This is a genomic window from Candidatus Alistipes pullistercoris, assembly GCF_027665465.1.
In the GTDB taxonomy this organism is placed as follows: domain Bacteria; phylum Bacteroidota; class Bacteroidia; order Bacteroidales; family Rikenellaceae; genus Alistipes_A; species Alistipes_A hominis.
The window spans coordinates 172,109-189,014 of sequence record NZ_JAQDED010000004.1 but is presented as its reverse complement, the minus strand read 5'-3'; the positions used below and the strand labels follow the sequence as shown (position 1 = coordinate 189,014).

At 56.0% G+C, this 16,906-nt stretch carries 11 protein-coding genes and 1 tRNA gene; 7 read left to right on the top strand and 5 right to left on the bottom strand.

The annotated features are described in order from the left end of the window. Positions 1-122: 122 nt before the first annotated feature. The 4 genes from PGR91_RS07750 to PGR91_RS07735 all read right to left on the bottom strand — a co-directional run bounded on the left by PGR91_RS07750 (position 123) and on the right by PGR91_RS07735 (position 7,512). Entirely contained in the window at positions 123-2,375 is a 2,253-nt protein-coding gene (locus tag PGR91_RS07750; protein ID WP_055203752.1) for a pyruvate formate lyase family protein, read from the bottom strand. A gap of 303 nt (positions 2,376-2,678) precedes the next feature. Continuing rightward, complete coding sequence (locus PGR91_RS07745) at positions 2,679-3,107, bottom strand: Hsp20/alpha crystallin family protein (protein WP_055203750.1); 429 nt, start codon at positions 3,105-3,107, stop codon at positions 2,679-2,681. Positions 3,108-3,407: 300 nt separating this feature from the next. Continuing rightward, on the bottom strand, positions 3,408-5,999 hold the full coding sequence (mutS, locus tag PGR91_RS07740; protein ID WP_172970802.1) for a DNA mismatch repair protein MutS: 2,592 nt from the start codon (positions 5,997-5,999) through the stop codon (positions 3,408-3,410). A 91-nt stretch (positions 6,000-6,090) separates the two neighbouring features. Further along, on the bottom strand, positions 6,091-7,512 hold the full coding sequence (locus PGR91_RS07735; RefSeq protein ID WP_101572860.1) for an ATP-dependent DNA helicase: 1,422 nt from the start codon (positions 7,510-7,512) through the stop codon (positions 6,091-6,093). A 176-nt stretch (positions 7,513-7,688) separates the two neighbouring features. Between PGR91_RS07735 and PGR91_RS07730 the strand changes: the two genes are divergently transcribed. From PGR91_RS07730 to PGR91_RS07720, 3 genes are all read left to right on the top strand, one after another. After that, positions 7,689-8,453, top strand: a complete 765-nt coding sequence (locus PGR91_RS07730) for a DUF3822 family protein (protein WP_118656169.1) — start codon at positions 7,689-7,691, stop codon at positions 8,451-8,453. After that, positions 8,440-8,976, top strand: coding sequence for an RsmD family RNA methyltransferase (locus tag PGR91_RS07725; protein WP_118656167.1), 537 nt, complete (start codon positions 8,440-8,442; stop codon positions 8,974-8,976). Before PGR91_RS07730 ends, PGR91_RS07725 begins: the two co-directional genes overlap by 14 nt. Before the next feature lie 103 nt (positions 8,977-9,079). Continuing rightward, a tRNA-Asp gene (locus tag PGR91_RS07720) sits at positions 9,080-9,153 on the top strand. Between the two features lie 226 nt (positions 9,154-9,379). Here the strand turns inward: PGR91_RS07720 and PGR91_RS07715 are convergent. Continuing rightward, complete coding sequence (locus PGR91_RS07715) at positions 9,380-9,895, bottom strand: bacterioferritin (protein WP_101573154.1); 516 nt, start codon at positions 9,893-9,895, stop codon at positions 9,380-9,382. A 301-nt stretch (positions 9,896-10,196) separates the two neighbouring features. On the opposite strand from PGR91_RS07715, the gene PGR91_RS07710 reads away from it, so the two are divergent. The 4 genes from PGR91_RS07710 to PGR91_RS07695 all read left to right on the top strand — a co-directional run bounded on the left by PGR91_RS07710 (position 10,197) and on the right by PGR91_RS07695 (position 16,632). Then, the gene (locus PGR91_RS07710) at positions 10,197-12,029 is read left to right on the top strand and encodes a hypothetical protein (protein ID WP_118656165.1); all 1,833 of its coding nucleotides are present in this window, start codon (positions 10,197-10,199) and stop codon (positions 12,027-12,029) included. Positions 12,030-12,098: 69 nt separating this feature from the next. After that, positions 12,099-13,901, top strand: a complete 1,803-nt coding sequence (locus tag PGR91_RS07705; RefSeq protein ID WP_118656163.1) for a LysM peptidoglycan-binding domain-containing protein — start codon at positions 12,099-12,101, stop codon at positions 13,899-13,901. 128 nt (positions 13,902-14,029) lie between these two features. Continuing rightward, complete coding sequence (locus tag PGR91_RS07700) at positions 14,030-15,544, top strand: TlpA family protein disulfide reductase (RefSeq protein ID WP_145996555.1); 1,515 nt, start codon at positions 14,030-14,032, stop codon at positions 15,542-15,544. Between the two features lie 20 nt (positions 15,545-15,564). Further along, positions 15,565-16,632: a metallophosphoesterase gene (locus PGR91_RS07695; RefSeq protein ID WP_055205562.1), complete on the top strand. Its 1,068-nt coding sequence runs from the start codon at positions 15,565-15,567 to the stop codon at positions 16,630-16,632. The last annotated feature ends 274 nt before the right edge of the window (positions 16,633-16,906 follow it).

The following is a 16,906-nucleotide window of genomic DNA, read 5'->3' as shown; positions in this document are numbered from 1 at the left end:
AGAAAAAAGCCTTTTATGCGATTTACACTCAGTCTCTTCGACGGAATATTTTTAACCCGACACTTAAAACAATACGGATCAACAACATACCGTTTTTAATCGCCGCTCACAAACATCGCCCGTTACACGATCTGCTGCGTCCGCTGGATGACCATGTCCTGCCACTCTTTGCAGAGCGTCGTGAAACGGGCCGACCATCCGGCTACGCGCACCGGTAGGTTCGGGTACTTCTCCGGGTGCATCTGCGCGTCGATCAGCGTCGCCGAATCGACTACGTCGATGTGCATGTAGAAACCGCCCTTCTCGCGGAACGTCTTGGCCAGCGCGACCAGCGCGGCGATCCCGTTCTCGTCCTTGACCGAATCGGGCAGGACTTTCAGTTCGACCGTAGCGCCGTTCGGACAGCGGGTGAAATCGAGTTTGCAGTACGAATTCAGCACGGCCGTCGGCCCCTTGCGGTCGCTGCCGGGCGTCGGCGAACAGTTCGTCGCCAGGATATCCCCGACGCGACTGCCTTCGGGTGTCGCCCGCCGCGCCATCCGCCAGTCGATCTCGCGACCGAACGTACTGATTCCGCACGGACGTTTCAGTCCGTTGCGCTCCTTGACCCGGCCGACGATCGAGGTATAGTCGTCGAACACCCGTTTCATCATATCGTCGGCCTCGGCGTGGTCGTTGCCGTAAAACGTAAAACGGTTCTGCACCAGTCGCCGCAGGCCCTCGTTGCCCTCCCAGTTGTGACGAAGGATATTGACGAAATGGTTCAGCCCGATGTAATTTTCTTCGAAAACCAGCTTTTTCAGCACCAGCAGGCTGTTGGCCGTATCGCTGACTCCGCCGTAGTGGATACCGTTGACCGTATATTTCGGGCCGCGCTCGTAATAACCGCGTCCCTTCTCGATGCATCCTTCGACGAACATCGACACCAGCGGATTGGGGTTGTTCGGATCGTTCCAACTGCCGTCCAGCGCTTTTTGCAGATTGTCGATCTCCCGGCCGAGTTCCGCCGTAAAACGGCCGTAGACCGTTTCGAAATCGTCCGCTTCGAGCGGAACGTCCTTATCGAGGTTCAGTGCGCGGAACAACGGCTGCATCATGTCGCAAGGCGAATAGATGAACGCGGTCTTGCCCGGAATGATCGCTTCCCAGCAACCGTCGTTGGTAAACTCGCGGGCTTCTTCGAGCGGATAGCCGAACTGCACCAACCCGTCGATCACGGTATTCTCGTTGTACATCGAAACGATCCCGCCACCGAAACGTTGCACCTCGGCAATCCGACGGAACAGTTTCTCGGGCGTATGGTCGCCGATACGCACGGCGATCGGATAATCGCTGATATGCAACTCTTCGACGACATCCAGGACGAGGTAGGTAATCGGATTGGTCACTTCGTTCCCGTCCTTGTCGATCCCGCCGAGGATAATGTTCTGATAGAACTGGGCATCCCCCGAACCGTTGAATTCGCCGATCCACTCGGTTCCTTTGATCCAAAAATGGGCGATCAGTTCGCGGGCTTCGTCCAGCGTGATCTTCCCTTTCTGCAGGTCGGCCTCCAGATAAGGCCACAACATCTGGTCGAAACGCCCGATCCCCGACCAGTTGCCCATCAACCGGTGAAAAGCGTACAGCGACCATAGCGACTGCACCGCTTCGCGGAAGTTACGCGGCGGATTCTCGGGGACGTTTTCGAGCGTATCGATGATATTCTGGTAAAACCGGCGTTCGCTGTCCGGCGCATTCCCTTTCATCTCCTTGAGCAGAGCGATGTTGCGCTGCTGCCACAGCGCAGCGGCATCGAGAGTCATCAGCATGGATTCGAGCAGGTCGGTTCCGTGCGAATCCAGCCCGCCCCGGCTCAGCCGTTCGTCGATCTCGGCCCGTAGCCCCTTATACCCCTGGTGCAACACTTTGGCGAATCCGACGGTAGTATGGCTGACCGAGCCCATGTTCAGCGCCGGAATGCGGTGTTGCGCCGCTTCGCGCAGCGTGGCCGACCCGACGATCAGTTCGCCCGGCAGAATACGCAACGGAGCATTCCGCGCCACGCTCAGAGCCGCATAGCCGTATTTGCGGTTATTCGACAATTTTTCATCGCGCCCTTCGGGAAATTCCCAGTCGACGGTAGGCATGTTGCGGCCGTGCTGACCGGACAGCCCCATTTGCGCCAAGTGGTGCGTGATATCGCTGAGACGTTTCGGCGATTCGGGATGCCACGCCTGCCCCCAGTTATAGAGATGTTCGCCCGGTTCGGGCAAGGCTTTCGCCGGTGCGCTTCCGGCAAACACTTTTTCATTGAGTCCCACAAACAGGGCGCACAATCCGAGCGACGAGCGTTTCAGAAATTCGCTTCGCGAAATGCGTTCTTGATTGTTCATCGTATTTCAGGTTTATAGGTTTTAGCGTCAATTCTTACGCGGCAATTCCCGCCCCCATTCAAACGCACACCGCCTTTTGGCGAAGTTAATAATTAAAATACGGAAATGCAATACATTATTCCGTCTCCGTCCGATCTTTTTCCGGGGCGGACCGCCCGTCTCCCACAGCTTCTTCCTGCACAGATCGCGCGGCCGGCCGCACTCCCGTCCCTGCCCCGCGACTTCTCCGGCCGAAAACGGAAAGCGGAGAAAACTTCCGCATGGAAATTTTCTCCGCTTTCGGTACAGGGAAACCGCCGGCCGTTATTTGACGGCGATCTCCTTCACCTTCTTCGCTTCGACGGCTTCCTGTTTTTTCGGAATGTCGATGGTCAGCACGCCGTTCTGCACTTTCGCGTCGATCTTATCTTTTTCGACGTTCTCCGGCAGGATCATCACCTGCTGGAAACGACTGTACGAAAATTCGCGACGCAGGTACCTGCCCTTCTTGTCCTCGTCCTTGTGTTCTTCTTTTTTCTCCATCGAAACGACCAACTGGTTATCGGCGTCGATTTTCACCGAAAAATCATCCTTGGTCATTCCCGGCGCAGCCAGTTCGACTTTATAATCCGTGTCCGATTCGATGATGTTGATGGCCGGCGAAGCGCTGTTGGCTTTTTCGATCCATTCGTTCCCGAAGAAATCGTTGAAAATTCCCGGTAACCAATTCTGAGATTTTTTTACAGGCATCATAGTTTTGTCCTCCCAAATATTTTAAATTATTAAACATTCTTTTAAACCTTACCCGGGCTCTCTCTTCCCGGTTCCGGAAAGAAAATACTCAAAATATATGCCACGCATACCAAACAAAAAGCCACAGGACGCTGCCCGAACGGCTATGTCCTGTGACTCTGTAAATTAAAAAAAACGAATGCCCGGCGCCGGAATCCAAACAAGTTGTCAACTTGTCACGCATCTATGAAAAAATGTCCGGAACAATGTCATTTTTTCACTGACAATCAACTAATTGCCAACAACATCATGTCATACAAATCAAATCCCCGTAATTTTTTTAATCTCACTCAGTTTATTGAGCGCTTCGAGCGGCGTCAGCGAATTGATATCCAGCCCCCGGATCTCGTCCCGGATTTGCTTGAGCACCGGATCGTCCAACTGGAACATACTGAGCTGTATGCCGTTGCTTCCATACTGGGCGACCGTGGGAGCTTTCTTCTTATTGTCCTTGAGCTTGCCCCGGTGGGCCGACTCCATATCGTTCAGTATCCGGGCGGCCCGCTCGGTCACCTGCCCCGGCATCCCGGCCATTTTCGCCACATGGATACCGAACGAGTGCTCCGTACCGCCGCGCACCAGTTTCCGCAGGAAGATCACCTTGCGGTTCACCTCTTTGACCGACACGTTGTAGTTTTTCACCCGTTCGTACAACTCTTCCATCTCGTTCAGTTCGTGATAGTGCGTCGCGAACAGCGTCTTCGCCCGCGCCGTCGGATGCTGGTGAATGTACTCGACCATCGCCCAGGCGATCGAGATCCCGTCGTAGGTACTCGTCCCGCGTCCGATCTCGTCGAGCAGCACCAGGCTGCGCTCCGAAATATTATTCAGGATGCTGGCCGACTCGAGCATCTCGACCATGAACGTCGATTCGCCCTGCGAAATGTTGTCCGAAGCGCCCACCCGCGTGAAGATCTTGTCCACGATCCCGATACGGGCCTCTTTCGCCGGCACGTAGCATCCCATCTGCGCCATCAGTACGATCAGCGCCGTCTGCCGCAGCAGCGCCGACTTACCGGACATGTTGGGGCCGGTAATGATGATGATCTGCTGCGACGAGTCGTCGAGCAGCACGTCGTTCGGAACGTACTCCTCGCCCACTTTCATCAGCGTCTCGATCACCGGGTGACGCCCTTCGCGGATGTCGAGAACCGACGAATCGTTGACATCGGGCCGGCAATAGTTCCGTTCGACGGCCAGCGACGCGAACGACAGCAGACAGTCGATCCGCGCGATCGCCGAAGCGTTTACCTGGATCTGCGCGGTATACTGCGCCAGTTCGGCCAGCAGCGCCGCAAACAACTCCTGCTCAAGCACCAGGATACGGCTCTCGGCTCCGAGAATCTTCTCCTCGTACTCCTTGAGTTCCGACGTGATATAGCGTTCGGCTCCGGTCAGCGTCTGCTTGCGTATCCACGATTGCGGCACCTTGTCCTTGTGGGTATTGCGCACTTCGATGTAGTAACCGAACACGTTGTTGAAGCTGATCTTCAGCGACGGGATGCCGGTCGCTTCGCTCTCGCGCTGCTGGATACCGGCGAGAATCTCTTTACCGTGCGCCGCGACGTTACGCAGGTCGTCCAGCTCGATGTTGACGCCCGAAGCGATGACGCCCCCCTTCTGGATCTGGTTCGACGGATCGGGATAGACCTCCCGCTCGATCCGGTCGCGCACCTGCAGGCACAGGTCGAGCTTGTCGGCCAGCTCCCGCAACGGCTCCGCCCCGGAGCGTTCCAGCGTATTTTTGATCTTTTCGACGGCAAAAAGGGCATTTTTGAGCTGCACCACCTCGCGCGGAGTCACCCTCCCTACGGCGATCCGCGAGATGATCCGTTCCAGATCTCCGACCACGCCGACGGCTCCGGCAAGCGTTTCGCGCAGCGCGGCGTCGCCGATAAACAACGACACGATGTCCAGCCGGCGGTTGATCTGCCGCAGATCCTTCAGCGGCAGCGATATCCAGCGACGCAACATCCGCGCGCCCATCGGCGACGAAGTCCGGTCGAGCACATCGAACAGCGAACGGCCCTCCTCGCCGCCGTTGGCCGAAAACAGTTCGAGATTCCGAATCGAAAACTTGTCGATCCACACGAAGCGGTCCTCGTCGATCCGCGCGATGGACGATATGTGTTTGGTATCGCGGTGCTCGGTAAATTCGAGGTAATAAAGAATGGCTCCTGCCGCCACGATGGCTTCCGGCATCCGGTCGATGCCGAATCCCTTCAGCGAAGCGGTGCCGAACTGGGTTTGCAACTTCTCCCTGCCGGCATCTTCGGCGAACATCCACGGGTCAAGCCGGTAGGTATAGTACCGCGATCCGAAAGCTTCCGTAAATTCGGCTTCGCACCCTTTCTGGTAAATGATCTCTTTCGGCGACAGGTTGGCCAACAGTTTGTCGACATACTTGTCGTCGCCTTCGGCCGCATAAAATTCGCCGGTCGAAATATCCAGAAACGCCACGCCGGTGCGCTTCTTACCAAAAAAAACCGATGCGAGAAAAGTATTTTCCTTGCAGTTCAACACGTTGTCGCTATACGACACGCCCGGCGTAACCAATTCGATCACGCCACGTTTGACGATCTTCTTCGTGGTTTTCGGGTCCTCGAGCTGCTCGCAAATCGCTACCCGTTCGCCGGCGCGCACCAATTTCGGCAGGTAGGTGTCGATGGCATGGTACGGAAACCCGGCCAGTTCGACGAACGAAGCCGAGCCGTTGGCCCGGCGCGTCAACGTAATGCCCAGTATCCGGCTGGCCCGGATCGCATCCTCGCCGAAAGTTTCATAAAAATCGCCCACCCGAAACAGCAGGATGGCGTCGCCGTGCACCGCTTTCACGCCGTAGTACTGTTTCATCAGCGGCGTCTCGACGTATTTGGTCTCTTTGGTTTTCTCTTTTGCCAAGGTTCTTCTATATTTTATTGGATCGATCGGACGGTAAAATTAGCTATTTTCCGTCAAAAAATCGCTCGTCGAAATTGATAAAGTACAATTTTTCGGTCGCCCGTGTGATCGCCGTATAGAGCCACCGCAGCAGGTCGCGGCTGATCTGTTCGTCGCCGAACAGCATTTTATCGACGAAAACGCAGCGCCACTGCCCGCCCTGCGCCTTGTGACACGTCACCGCATAGGCGAACTTCACTTGCATCGCATTGAAGTAAGGATTCTCGCGCACCTGTTTATAGCGCTTCGCCTTCGACGGAACGTCGGCGTAATCTTCCGCTACCGCGAAAAACAACCGGCTGCCCTGCTCGCGCGTCAGCGACGGAGAATCGCTACCGAGCGTGTCGAGCAAAATCTTACACTCCAGTTCCAGGTCGTCGTAATCCGGGAACGACAACCGGGCCTGCGCGAAACGGAACCCGTAAAAATCTTCGAACTTGCGGATGCGTCTCAGCAGCGCGGTATCCCCGTTGGCGATAAAATCGACGCTGCACTCCTCCTCGCGTCCGGTATAGTGGTAATTGTTTTTGACCACCATCAGCATATCGCCCGAACCGATCTCTTCCTCGGCGAACAATACGTGCCGGCGGATCGCCTCGTTAAAACGGTTGGCCCGTTTATTCGACCGCGTGATGACGATCGTCTCTTCCATGCCGTACCTGTCGTAAGCGCCCTGGATCGCCTCAAGGATATCCCCGCCGTCGACGGCCTCCACATCGTCGAACGAAGTGTCGAAAAGCGGAATATCGATAATCCCGGCTTCCAGCATACACCTCACGAGCGTTGCATTGAACAGAATGCCGGAATCGGCCTCCTGCCGCACCACGTCGTCCAGCAGAGCGGCTTCGGCCGTCCCGTACACGCTCATTTTCTGCGGATCGAGCGCCGGACTGCCGTCGTGACCCACCGGGGGCAACTGCGCGCTGTCGCCGACGACGATCAGCCGGCAGTCGCAGCCCTTGCGGATGTAGGCGATCAGGTCTTCGAGCAACTGCCCGGAGCCGAATATCGAACCGTCGGACGAATAATTGGACAGCATCGACGCCTCGTCGACGATAAATACGGCCCCCTTCTCTTTATTATAGTCGAGCGAAAAGGAAGCGTCCTCGGAAGCCAGCGATTTCTGCCGGTAAATCTTCTTATGGATGGTGTAGGCTTTCGCTCCGGCGTAACGACTCATCACCTTGGCAGCCCGCCCCGTAGGCGCCAGCAGGATCGTCCTGACCCGAAGTCCGGACAAGGTTTTCACCAACGCGGCGATCAGCGAAGTCTTTCCCGTTCCGGCGTATCCGTTCAGGATAAAAATCCGATCCTGCGCATCGCCGCAGAGGAACCCGCCGAGGCGCTCGATCGCATTTTTCTGCGCGGGAGTTGGCTCGAATGCGAAATTCTCGTAAATTTGGGAGGCGATATGTTCTGCTAACATGGGCGTTATTGAGTTGCGGACGACACAACGGCCGGAGTATCCGGACTTTCGGATAACGGCCGGCCGACCGTTACAAATTTACGTCAATATTTCCGGGGTTGAAAACGATTTTCCCGGATTTATTCCGGCGGCACAGTCGAAAACCGGTATTTTAAAACGATGAAATTACACGAACGATGGAAACGACCGACGCGCCCGACAGGCTGCTGATCCAGTTTTCGGACGGAAGGTTCGCCTTCTGCCCGGTGTCCGGCGGAAAGATCGGAACGCTGGCGTCCTGCCCGCTGCCGCACGGCGAAGAACAGGCCGACGCGCTGCGGTCGCTGCTGCGACAGAAAGCGCTGCAATGCCCGGAAGGCGGGGCGACCGTATTGTACGACACCGACCGGGTTTGCCTGATCCCGGCCGAATATTACCGGGAGGAAGACGCCGAGCGGTACATGACCCTGTCCGGCATTCCAGGCGAAGCGGAACGCCGCACGGTCGCCACCGCGCCGCGCGACGGAAAGATCGCGCTGATAAGCATCGCACGCACAGTATACGACTGCCTGCATTCGGCTTACGGAGATCGGCTCGCTTATACGCATCCGCTGCTCGAAAGCGCAGTCCGGCACGCCCGGAAACCGCTGCTTGCGGCGGCGCTGACCCGCAGCTTCGTTCACCTGTCGGCCTACGACGAGGGGCTGTTATTCGCCGAAACCCTGCCGCGCCACAGCGACGCCGACCTGCTTTATTACCTCGGCGCCCTGACAAAAATATATGCCGGAACGAATTTCCGGATCGAAATTTCCGGGACGGACGCCCCTCAACTGCGCCGCGCCGCGGCCCGTTATTTCCGCCATACGCGGCTTTTCCGCCCGTCCGTAAACCGATCTGTCGCAGGCAGCGAAAACGTATGCGACTTCACCCATCTGATCCGTCTGAACCATGAGAATCATTAGCGGCATCCACCGGGGCCGGGTTATCCAGCCTCCCAAGAACTTGCGCGCGCGGCCTACCACCGATTTCGCCAAGGAGAACCTTTTCAACGTACTGAACAGCCACCTGGAGATCGAAGGACTCGACGTACTGGATCTTTTTTCGGGAACCGGTTCGATCAGCTACGAATTCGCCTCGCGCGGAGCGGCTTCCGTCGTATCGGTCGAAATCAACGCCGTGCACCACCAATATATCCGCAACACGGCCAAAAGTTTCGGTTTTACGAATATCCATCCGGTAAAAGCCAATGCGTTTCTTTACCTGAAAAGCTGCGCCAAACAGTTCGACATCATCTTCGCCGATCCGCCTTACGACATCGAAGGGAGCGAGACGATCCCCGCCGCCGTCTTCGACCGGAACCTGCTCAGGGAGGGGGGATGGCTGATCCTGGAGCACTCTAAGAACCTGGATGTAAGCCGTTATCCGGGCTTCGCGGAGAGCCGCAGTTACGGAAGCGTACATTTTTCGATTTTCAAACGCGACTGACGGCTGGCTGAAAAATTCCTGATTTTTTTCGAAAAATTTTGGAGAATCGAAAAATTACATTACATTTGCAACGCAATCAGGGAACAAGATTGCACATCAGTACGGTGTGGTAGTTCAGCTGGTTAGAATGCCTGCCTGTCACGCAGGAGGTCGCGAGTTCGAGTCTCGTCCATACCGCAAAAAGCGTCCTTACGGGGCGCTTTTTGTTTTTATTTCTGTCGTAAATATTCTGACATAGAGTTTTAAAGACAAGTTACGACTCCCTAAATTCCCAGCTCCGCAAAAAGGAAGAATCCCTGTAAAATCACTTTAATTTGTTTCTGATTTCTACTTAGAAGCCTAAAACCGCGAAGAGGAATCCAGCAGTGGATTCCTCTTCGCAACAGATATCAACGACGCATCGCTATTCGCCGGCAGCGGGAGCCGCCATTTGCGTAGCGACGCTTTTGCTACGCTCGATGGATTGCAGCGCCAGGTAATTGTCCCCGTATTTTTCGAGGTTATCGATCTCCGTTTCGTACTGGTCGAGGTGCACCTCTTCCTCGCCGACCAGGGCTTCGAACATTTTCTTGGTCACCGAATCGGCGTTCGCCCCGCACTCGTTGGCCCAGTTGTTATAATCGTCCACGCTGCCGGTTTCCATTTCAGCCGCTTTTTTCAGCATCTCCTTCACGCAGTGGATTTTTTCGACCGAACCGGACGGGGTCATCTCCACCTCTCCTTTGAGGAACAGAATCCGTTCGGCCAGGCGTTCCACATGCAGCATTTCGTGGATCGCAGTGCGTTTGAACAGATTGGAAAGCAGGTCGTACCCGTAATCGTCGCAACGGAAGTGAAAATACATATACTGGTTTACAGCCAACAGTTCGTCGGACACGGCTTTGTTCAGCAATTCGATGCTTTTTTCTTTTTTACTCATAATCAATAATTTTTACATTGAAACATAATTTTAAAAGTACGGGTTTCCCATCAGAATAACAAATTTTTCAGCACTTTTAACGTCCGGAACGATCCGTTTCCGTCAAAAACCTCCGAAATACGCATTTTACGCCTTCCGCATCCGGAAATATTCCGAAAAATACAGATGCAAAAAACCTGAGACGGACTCTTCGGAAAAAATCCGGGTACAAAAAAAACGGAATGGGCGGACGGTTTATCCGATAATTTTTTTTACCTTTATCCTTATCTATCGAACATTCGAACCCTTAATGAACCGAACTATGAATACCCGTACTTTCCGTTTCGCGCACGGCGCCGACCGCACTGCGCGATTAATTTTGTCGCTCTGCACCGTCCTGTGGCTGTCGTCCTGCTCGCAGCGCGAAGGACTGCAAATCACGGCCAATGTTCAACAAATCGACATGGGACGCACCGTGCAGATCGAAGCGAGCTACACGCCTTCGCAGGGCGATTCCGTCCGGGAAGTGATTCTGATGCCATACGTCAACGGACGCAGGTGGGGATCGCACGAATTTCCGGACAGCAACGGCAGGGCGCTGTTGCTGCTGCCGTTGCCAAACGTCGGCACGGCCGAAATCGAGGTGGTGGCCGTACCGCGCGACACGTCGCTGTGGTGCGGGCTGAAAGATTACAGGCCCTACCTGACCGGCAGGCCGATGCCGAACGCCGGACTGCATTCCAATAAAATCGACGTCGACGTCCGCCGCCGCGACATTCCGCAGCGACCGGAACATCCGACCGCATTCGTATCGCAATGGGAGCCGTGGTTCGCTCCGGGCAGCATGTGGACGACGGCTCAGGCCGTTCCGCTGGTCGGCTTTTACGACTTTACCGATCCCGACGTGATCCGTCAGCACCTGCTGTGGCTGATGGATTCGGGCGCCGACGCCGTGTTGTTCGACTGGTCGAACCATATCTGGGATTGCAAGCACTGGGACGAACGCGGCGACGGAGTGAACGCCATCGTGCACAACACCGAACTGGCGCTCGAAGTGATGGCCGACATGCGCGACGAGGGTCTTCCCGTTCCGCAGGCGATCATCATGCCGGGCCTGAGCAACGGCCCCCCGGCGACGATGGAAGCGCTGAACGAAGAGCTGAACTGGATCTACCAATACATGGTGCGCAATCCCCGTTTCAAAGGATTGTGGTACGAATACGACGGAAAACCGTTGACCGTCATTCTGGATACGGGAGCCATGGGCGTCAAGGAGGGCAAGACCGAAACGGCCTTCCGCGTTCCGTTTTTCAAGCAGACGCTCGGATGGACGGCCGAACAGATCGACGACCTGCGCCGACGAAATCCTCCGGTAGACAGCTCGCGCTTTACGATCCGCTGGATGTCGTCGCAAAACCAACTGACCGGACACGATAAGTTGGGGTATTGGAGCTGGATGGACGGTTCGCTGAAACCGACCGTGACCTATAAAGGGGACGTGGCCGAATGCACGACGGTCAATCCGGCCTGTTTCGCCGAAAACGGCTGGAAGGCGCCCGAAGCATGGGGCCGCCGGGACGGATGGACATACCTCGAATCGTTCAAAACCGCCCTCGAACACCGTCCGCGCATGGTAATGTTGCACCAATTCAACGAATTTACCGGTCAGGGATCGCACGGGTACGGGCCGGACAAGGATATTTTCGTGGACAGTTACAGCGTCGAATACAGCGACGATTACGAACCGGTATCGCTGACGGCCCCCGGATTCCGCGGCGACAACGGCGGATGGGGTTTCTATTACCTGAACCTGACCCGGGCGCTGGTCGATATCTACAACGGGCAGGCGGACGATGTTACCGTCATGGCCGTAGCGCCCGTTCACTGTAAGGACGGGAAAATATCGGTACACTGGACGACCGTCGGCGTGCAGCCCGAAAGTTTCACCGTAGCCATCGACGGGCAGACGGTCGAGACGGCGGCGGGCGGAACGGGCGTTTCGCTCTCCAGCGAAGGACTGACCCCGGGCGACCACCTGCTGACCGTTACGGCCAACGGAGTCGGCACCCGCTACGCGCTGTCCCCTTACGATCTGGATACGCCGTCCGCGGAACCGATGCCCGTAGAAGTAAGCAAAAAATTCAGGGTCGAATAGACACGAACGGCGCGCGGCTTTCGTCGTATCGGCTTTTTTTGTATTTTTGCGGGTAACTTTGAACCTGGGATGAAAAAGATATTGCTGTTTATCGTTTGCTGGATAGTGGCCGCGGCTACCGTTCAGGCACAAAATCAAACGCAGAAATCGACGAGCATCGTCACGATCGGCGGAGAGAGCTACTACGTACACACCGTAAAACCGGGAGACACGTTCTACTCGCTCTGTAAAGTGTACGACACCGACGAAGACTCCATCCGGGCGAGCAACCCGCACGTCGCCGACGGTCTGCAGGCCGGCCAGGTAATCAAGATCCCGGTCGTCAAAGCGTCCGAGAAACCGCTTTCCGACCGTAAAAGGAAACGTCTGTTCGATATCCATACCGTCAACCAGGGCGAAACCGCCTACTCGATCGCCAAACGCTACGGCGTAGGACTCGACGTACTGATGGAAGACAACGAAGGTTTCGACCCGGCGCACCTGTCGATCGGCCAGCAAATCAACATCCGCAAGGCGAGCCAGGGCAAAAGCGACACCGAAGAGATCGAGGAGCAGATCGAATCCTACAAAGACGCGCTGAACAGCGTATCCGACCGTTTCACCCACCACGTCGTGGAAAAAGGCGAAACGCTCTATTCGCTCGGCAAACGCTTCGGTCTGCCGGTCGATTCGATCGCGGCCTACAACGAACCGATCCTGAAAGACGGACTGAAAGAGGGAAGCATCCTGCGTGTCCCGATCCCGCAGCAAGGAACCGACCGACCGGTACGGGATTCCCTGCCGCAGCATCCGGGAACGGAACCGGCAACGGAAAGCGCATCGATCAGGCCGGTCGACGTAACCGGCGTCATTAAAGTGGCCATGTTGCTCCCGCTGAAAGGAGCCGGCGTGTCGGGACGCCAGTTCCTGGAATTTTACCAGGGAGCGCTGCTGGCCCTCGAAGAACTGAAAACCTCGGGCATTTCGGTCAAAGTCGACCTGTTCAATACCGGCAAATCGGCCGCCGAAACAGCCGAAATCCTGCAACAGCCCGAACTGCAAAACGCCAACCTGATCATCGGCCCGGTCTACGACGAATGTTTTCCGCCGGTCGCGGCATTCGCCGCACAGCACGGCATTCCGGTCGTATCGCCGCTGGCCGTCGTGGAAAGCGTCGACAGTCCGCTGCTGTTCCAGGCCGCGCCGGGGTCCTCGGTCAAGAACGACAAGCTGCGTAACGAATTCGCGGGAGACAAAAACGTCATCGTGATTTCTGCGACCGGTAACGATTCGGAATTCGCGGCCGAGATACAGCCGTTGATCCCGCAGGGAGCGCACCGCTTCAACTATGTCAAAGGCATGGGCGGAACGGCCCTCGAAGGGTTGCTCAGCGGAGAAAAAGAAAACGTGATCGTCGTGCTGGCTTCGGATGAAACGAATATCGACGGAATTCTGGCTTACGTCAGTTCGGTGCAAAACAGCCTGACTTCGCGAAGCATTAAGAATCCGGCGATCCGGGTTATCGGGAGTTCGCGCTGGGCCCGGCTGCAGAATATCGAAAGAAACCTGTTCTTCAAGCTGAACCTGCGCTATGTCACCTCTTATCATGCAGACCGGGGCAACGAACGGGTACTCAATTTCGACCGCCGTTACGTATCGGCTTTCAATTCGCTTCCGAGCCTGTACGCATACCGGGGGTACGACATCGCGAAACTTTTCATCGGCGGCATCAAAATGCACGGGGCCGACTTCGCGTCGTTCCTGAACCGTGCCGAACTGCCGCTGCTGCAAACGCCCTATCGCTTCGTTCAGAAAAGCCCCGGACACAAATACGAGAACGACGAGTGGGCGCTCGTTTGCTACAATAACAATTACACGATCGAAGTCAAATAGTTTGTCGGCGAACTAAAGCGAGCCCCGGACAGTACCGACAAATCGCCCATCCGCCGAGGGCCCTCGGCGGATGGGCGATTTGTCGGATTATTGTGCTATCTTTGGCGATCAATCAAACCAATCGTATCATGCGCATCACACTCCTGCTGCTCTCCGCCTTGCTGATCTGCTCCTGTTCCCGGCAAGCGGATCCCTGGCAAACCGGCCGCGTCGTAATCGCCGGCAAAATTCGTCATTTCGACGAACATCCCGACCGTAAGGACATCGGATTCGGATTCAACGGCCTGCTGAAACAGAGCGGCCAGAATACGCTGAAAGTATCGGCGGACGCAGAAGGCGCCTTTCGCATGGAAACCCTGCTGGGCTACCCGCAGGAAGTGCTGATGAACTACCGGCAGACCCACCGCCTGTGCCTCGCTCCGGGCGACAGCCTCTACATCGAACTCGACGCCCGCGTCTGGAACGATACGATCCGCGACGGAACAGTTCCGGAGTCTGTCATCACGTTCGCCGGAAACGAACGCGCGGCGGCGCTGAACCGGGATATGGCCGATCTACAGCAATATTACCAACCGCTGCGGCTGAAATACACGGGTGAAAACAGCATGGAACAGGCCATCCGCAAATATTCGCCGGAAGAGTTCGAAACCTTCGCCGATAGCAAAGAGCGGGAATACCGCGACGTATGGAACCGGTTCCGCAAAGAGCACCGTCCCGTCAAAGAGCTGAACGCATGGGTGGAAGACATGCTGCGATACGGAACGTGGCAGGCAAAATTGACTTACGCCAACATTTGTCAGGTGATCAAACAGCAAAATCCGGAAGCCCAGGCGCCGGAACTGCCGAAGAATTTCATTCGCTTTGTAAAAAGCTACGATCCCGACGATAACCGGATCGTCACGATGGAGCACGCCGCCTTCCTGGATATGTACAATCAATACCTGCTTGAGTCGATCTACCGCGAAATGGACGACAATCCGGCAATCAAATCCGACGACGACGCGCTGCAATTCCTGCAAAAGCGTCTGGGAGAGAAAACGTCTGGATTCACCGAAGAGTTGATCCGCTGCCGGTTTTACCTCGAGATGCTGCCCAACGCACCGACCGATATCCTGAACAGATACATCGCGCCGGAACAATTCGCCAACGCCTACATGCGCGAAAAAATGCAGGCCGCCAACGACGAACTGAACGCTGTGTTGAACGGAGAACCCGCCGAAGGAACGCAACTGATCGAACCCGACTCGACGATCCGCGGGAACCTGTTCGAATCGATCGTCGCCGACCACGCGGGCAAGGTCGTTTACGTCGATTTCTGGGCACCGTGGTGCGGACCGTGCATGGCCGAAATGCCGTTCTCGCTGGAACTACAGCAACACTACCAGAATAAGAACGTCGTTTTCGTATTCCTCTGCGGACAATGCCCGAACGATCAGTGGCGCAGGACGGTTCTCGCCGAAAAGCTGACCGGAATCCACTACAAGCCGACTTCGGAGCAGATCAACGAACTTTATACGCAATTCGGAATCGAAGGAATTCCGCACTATATGCTAGTCGACAGGAATGGGAAAATCGTTTCCCACAACGCACCGCGTCCCAGCGAGAAGGACCGGATCGTCGAAGAAATCGATAAACTGTTGTAAAACCAGCCCCCATCGCAGCGATGAGAAAACTGATTATCCTGCTGATCCTGGCCTGTCTGAACGGGCCGTTCGCCGCCGCGCAGAATCCCGAACCGGTAGCGCTGAGCGACAGCAGTTCATGGTGCATGGTATTGATACCCGATCCGCAAACCTACACCAAATTCGATTACAACCACCCGACGTTCGAACTGATGATGCACTGGATCAAGCAGAACAAGCGACGTCTGAACATCCGGCTGGTGCTCTGCACCGGCGACCTGGTCGAACAGAACCAACGTACCGTACCGGACGGAGTAAACGGCAACCTGCCCTCGGACAAACAGTGGCAGTTCGTCTCGGATGCGTTCGGCATCCTCGACGACGTGGTTCCGTACATCTTGTGCACCGGTAACCACGATCACGGTTTCGACCGAGCCGAGAACCGTTACAGCCAACTGAACTCGTTCTTCCCCGCCAACCGGAAGAGCCTGTACACCGGCCTGTTGAAAGGTATGTTCAAAAACGAAGCGGGCATCCCGACGCTCGAAAACGCCTGGTACGAATTCCAGGCGCCCGGCGGCGACCGGTTTCTGATCGTCTCGCTGGAATTCAATCCGCGGGCAGCCGTCGTAGCGGAAGCCAAAGCGCTGGCAAACAAGCCCGAATACAGCGAACACAAAGTCATATACCTGACACATAGTTACATGGACTCAAAAGGCAGGCGGATCGAAAAAGAAGGTTACAAAATAACGGACGTAACCTGCGGGAAAGCCCTGTGGGAAAAACTGGTCGAACCGTCGGCCAATTCGTCGATGGTACTTTGCGGCCACGTGGTAGACGAAATGTCGCACCGGGGCCACGTAGGTTTCCGTACGGATAAGAACCGGGCCGGGCGCACGGTCAACCAGATGATGTTCAACGCGCAGGCCGAAGGGGGCGGCTGGCACGGCAACGGGGGCGACGGCTGGCTACGGATACTCGAATTCCATCCGGACGGCAAAACGGTGACCGTTCACACGTTCTCGCCGCTGTTCGCCGTCTCGCCGTCGACGGTCGGCCTGTCGCTGCGCACGGAACCTTACGACCATTTTTCGTTCTCGCTCGAATAAGCCCGGCCGCAGCTTCCGGCAAAACGGCCTTACCCGGAATGTAAAAGCCCGTCTCGTCATCGAACGCCTTTAGATTAATGTAACAGTCTAATAAATAGGGACGTTACATTTTTTGTAATAGGACGAGGTAACGAAACGGCAACGATTCTATTTCTGCCTTTTGCTCATCCGTCCAGTCATCTCCTCTCAGAGCGAAATAAACATTGGCAAGACAACAAACCGCAAAGATAACAACGACCTGCCAACCCGCGTCAATGATAAGGCATTAACCGGA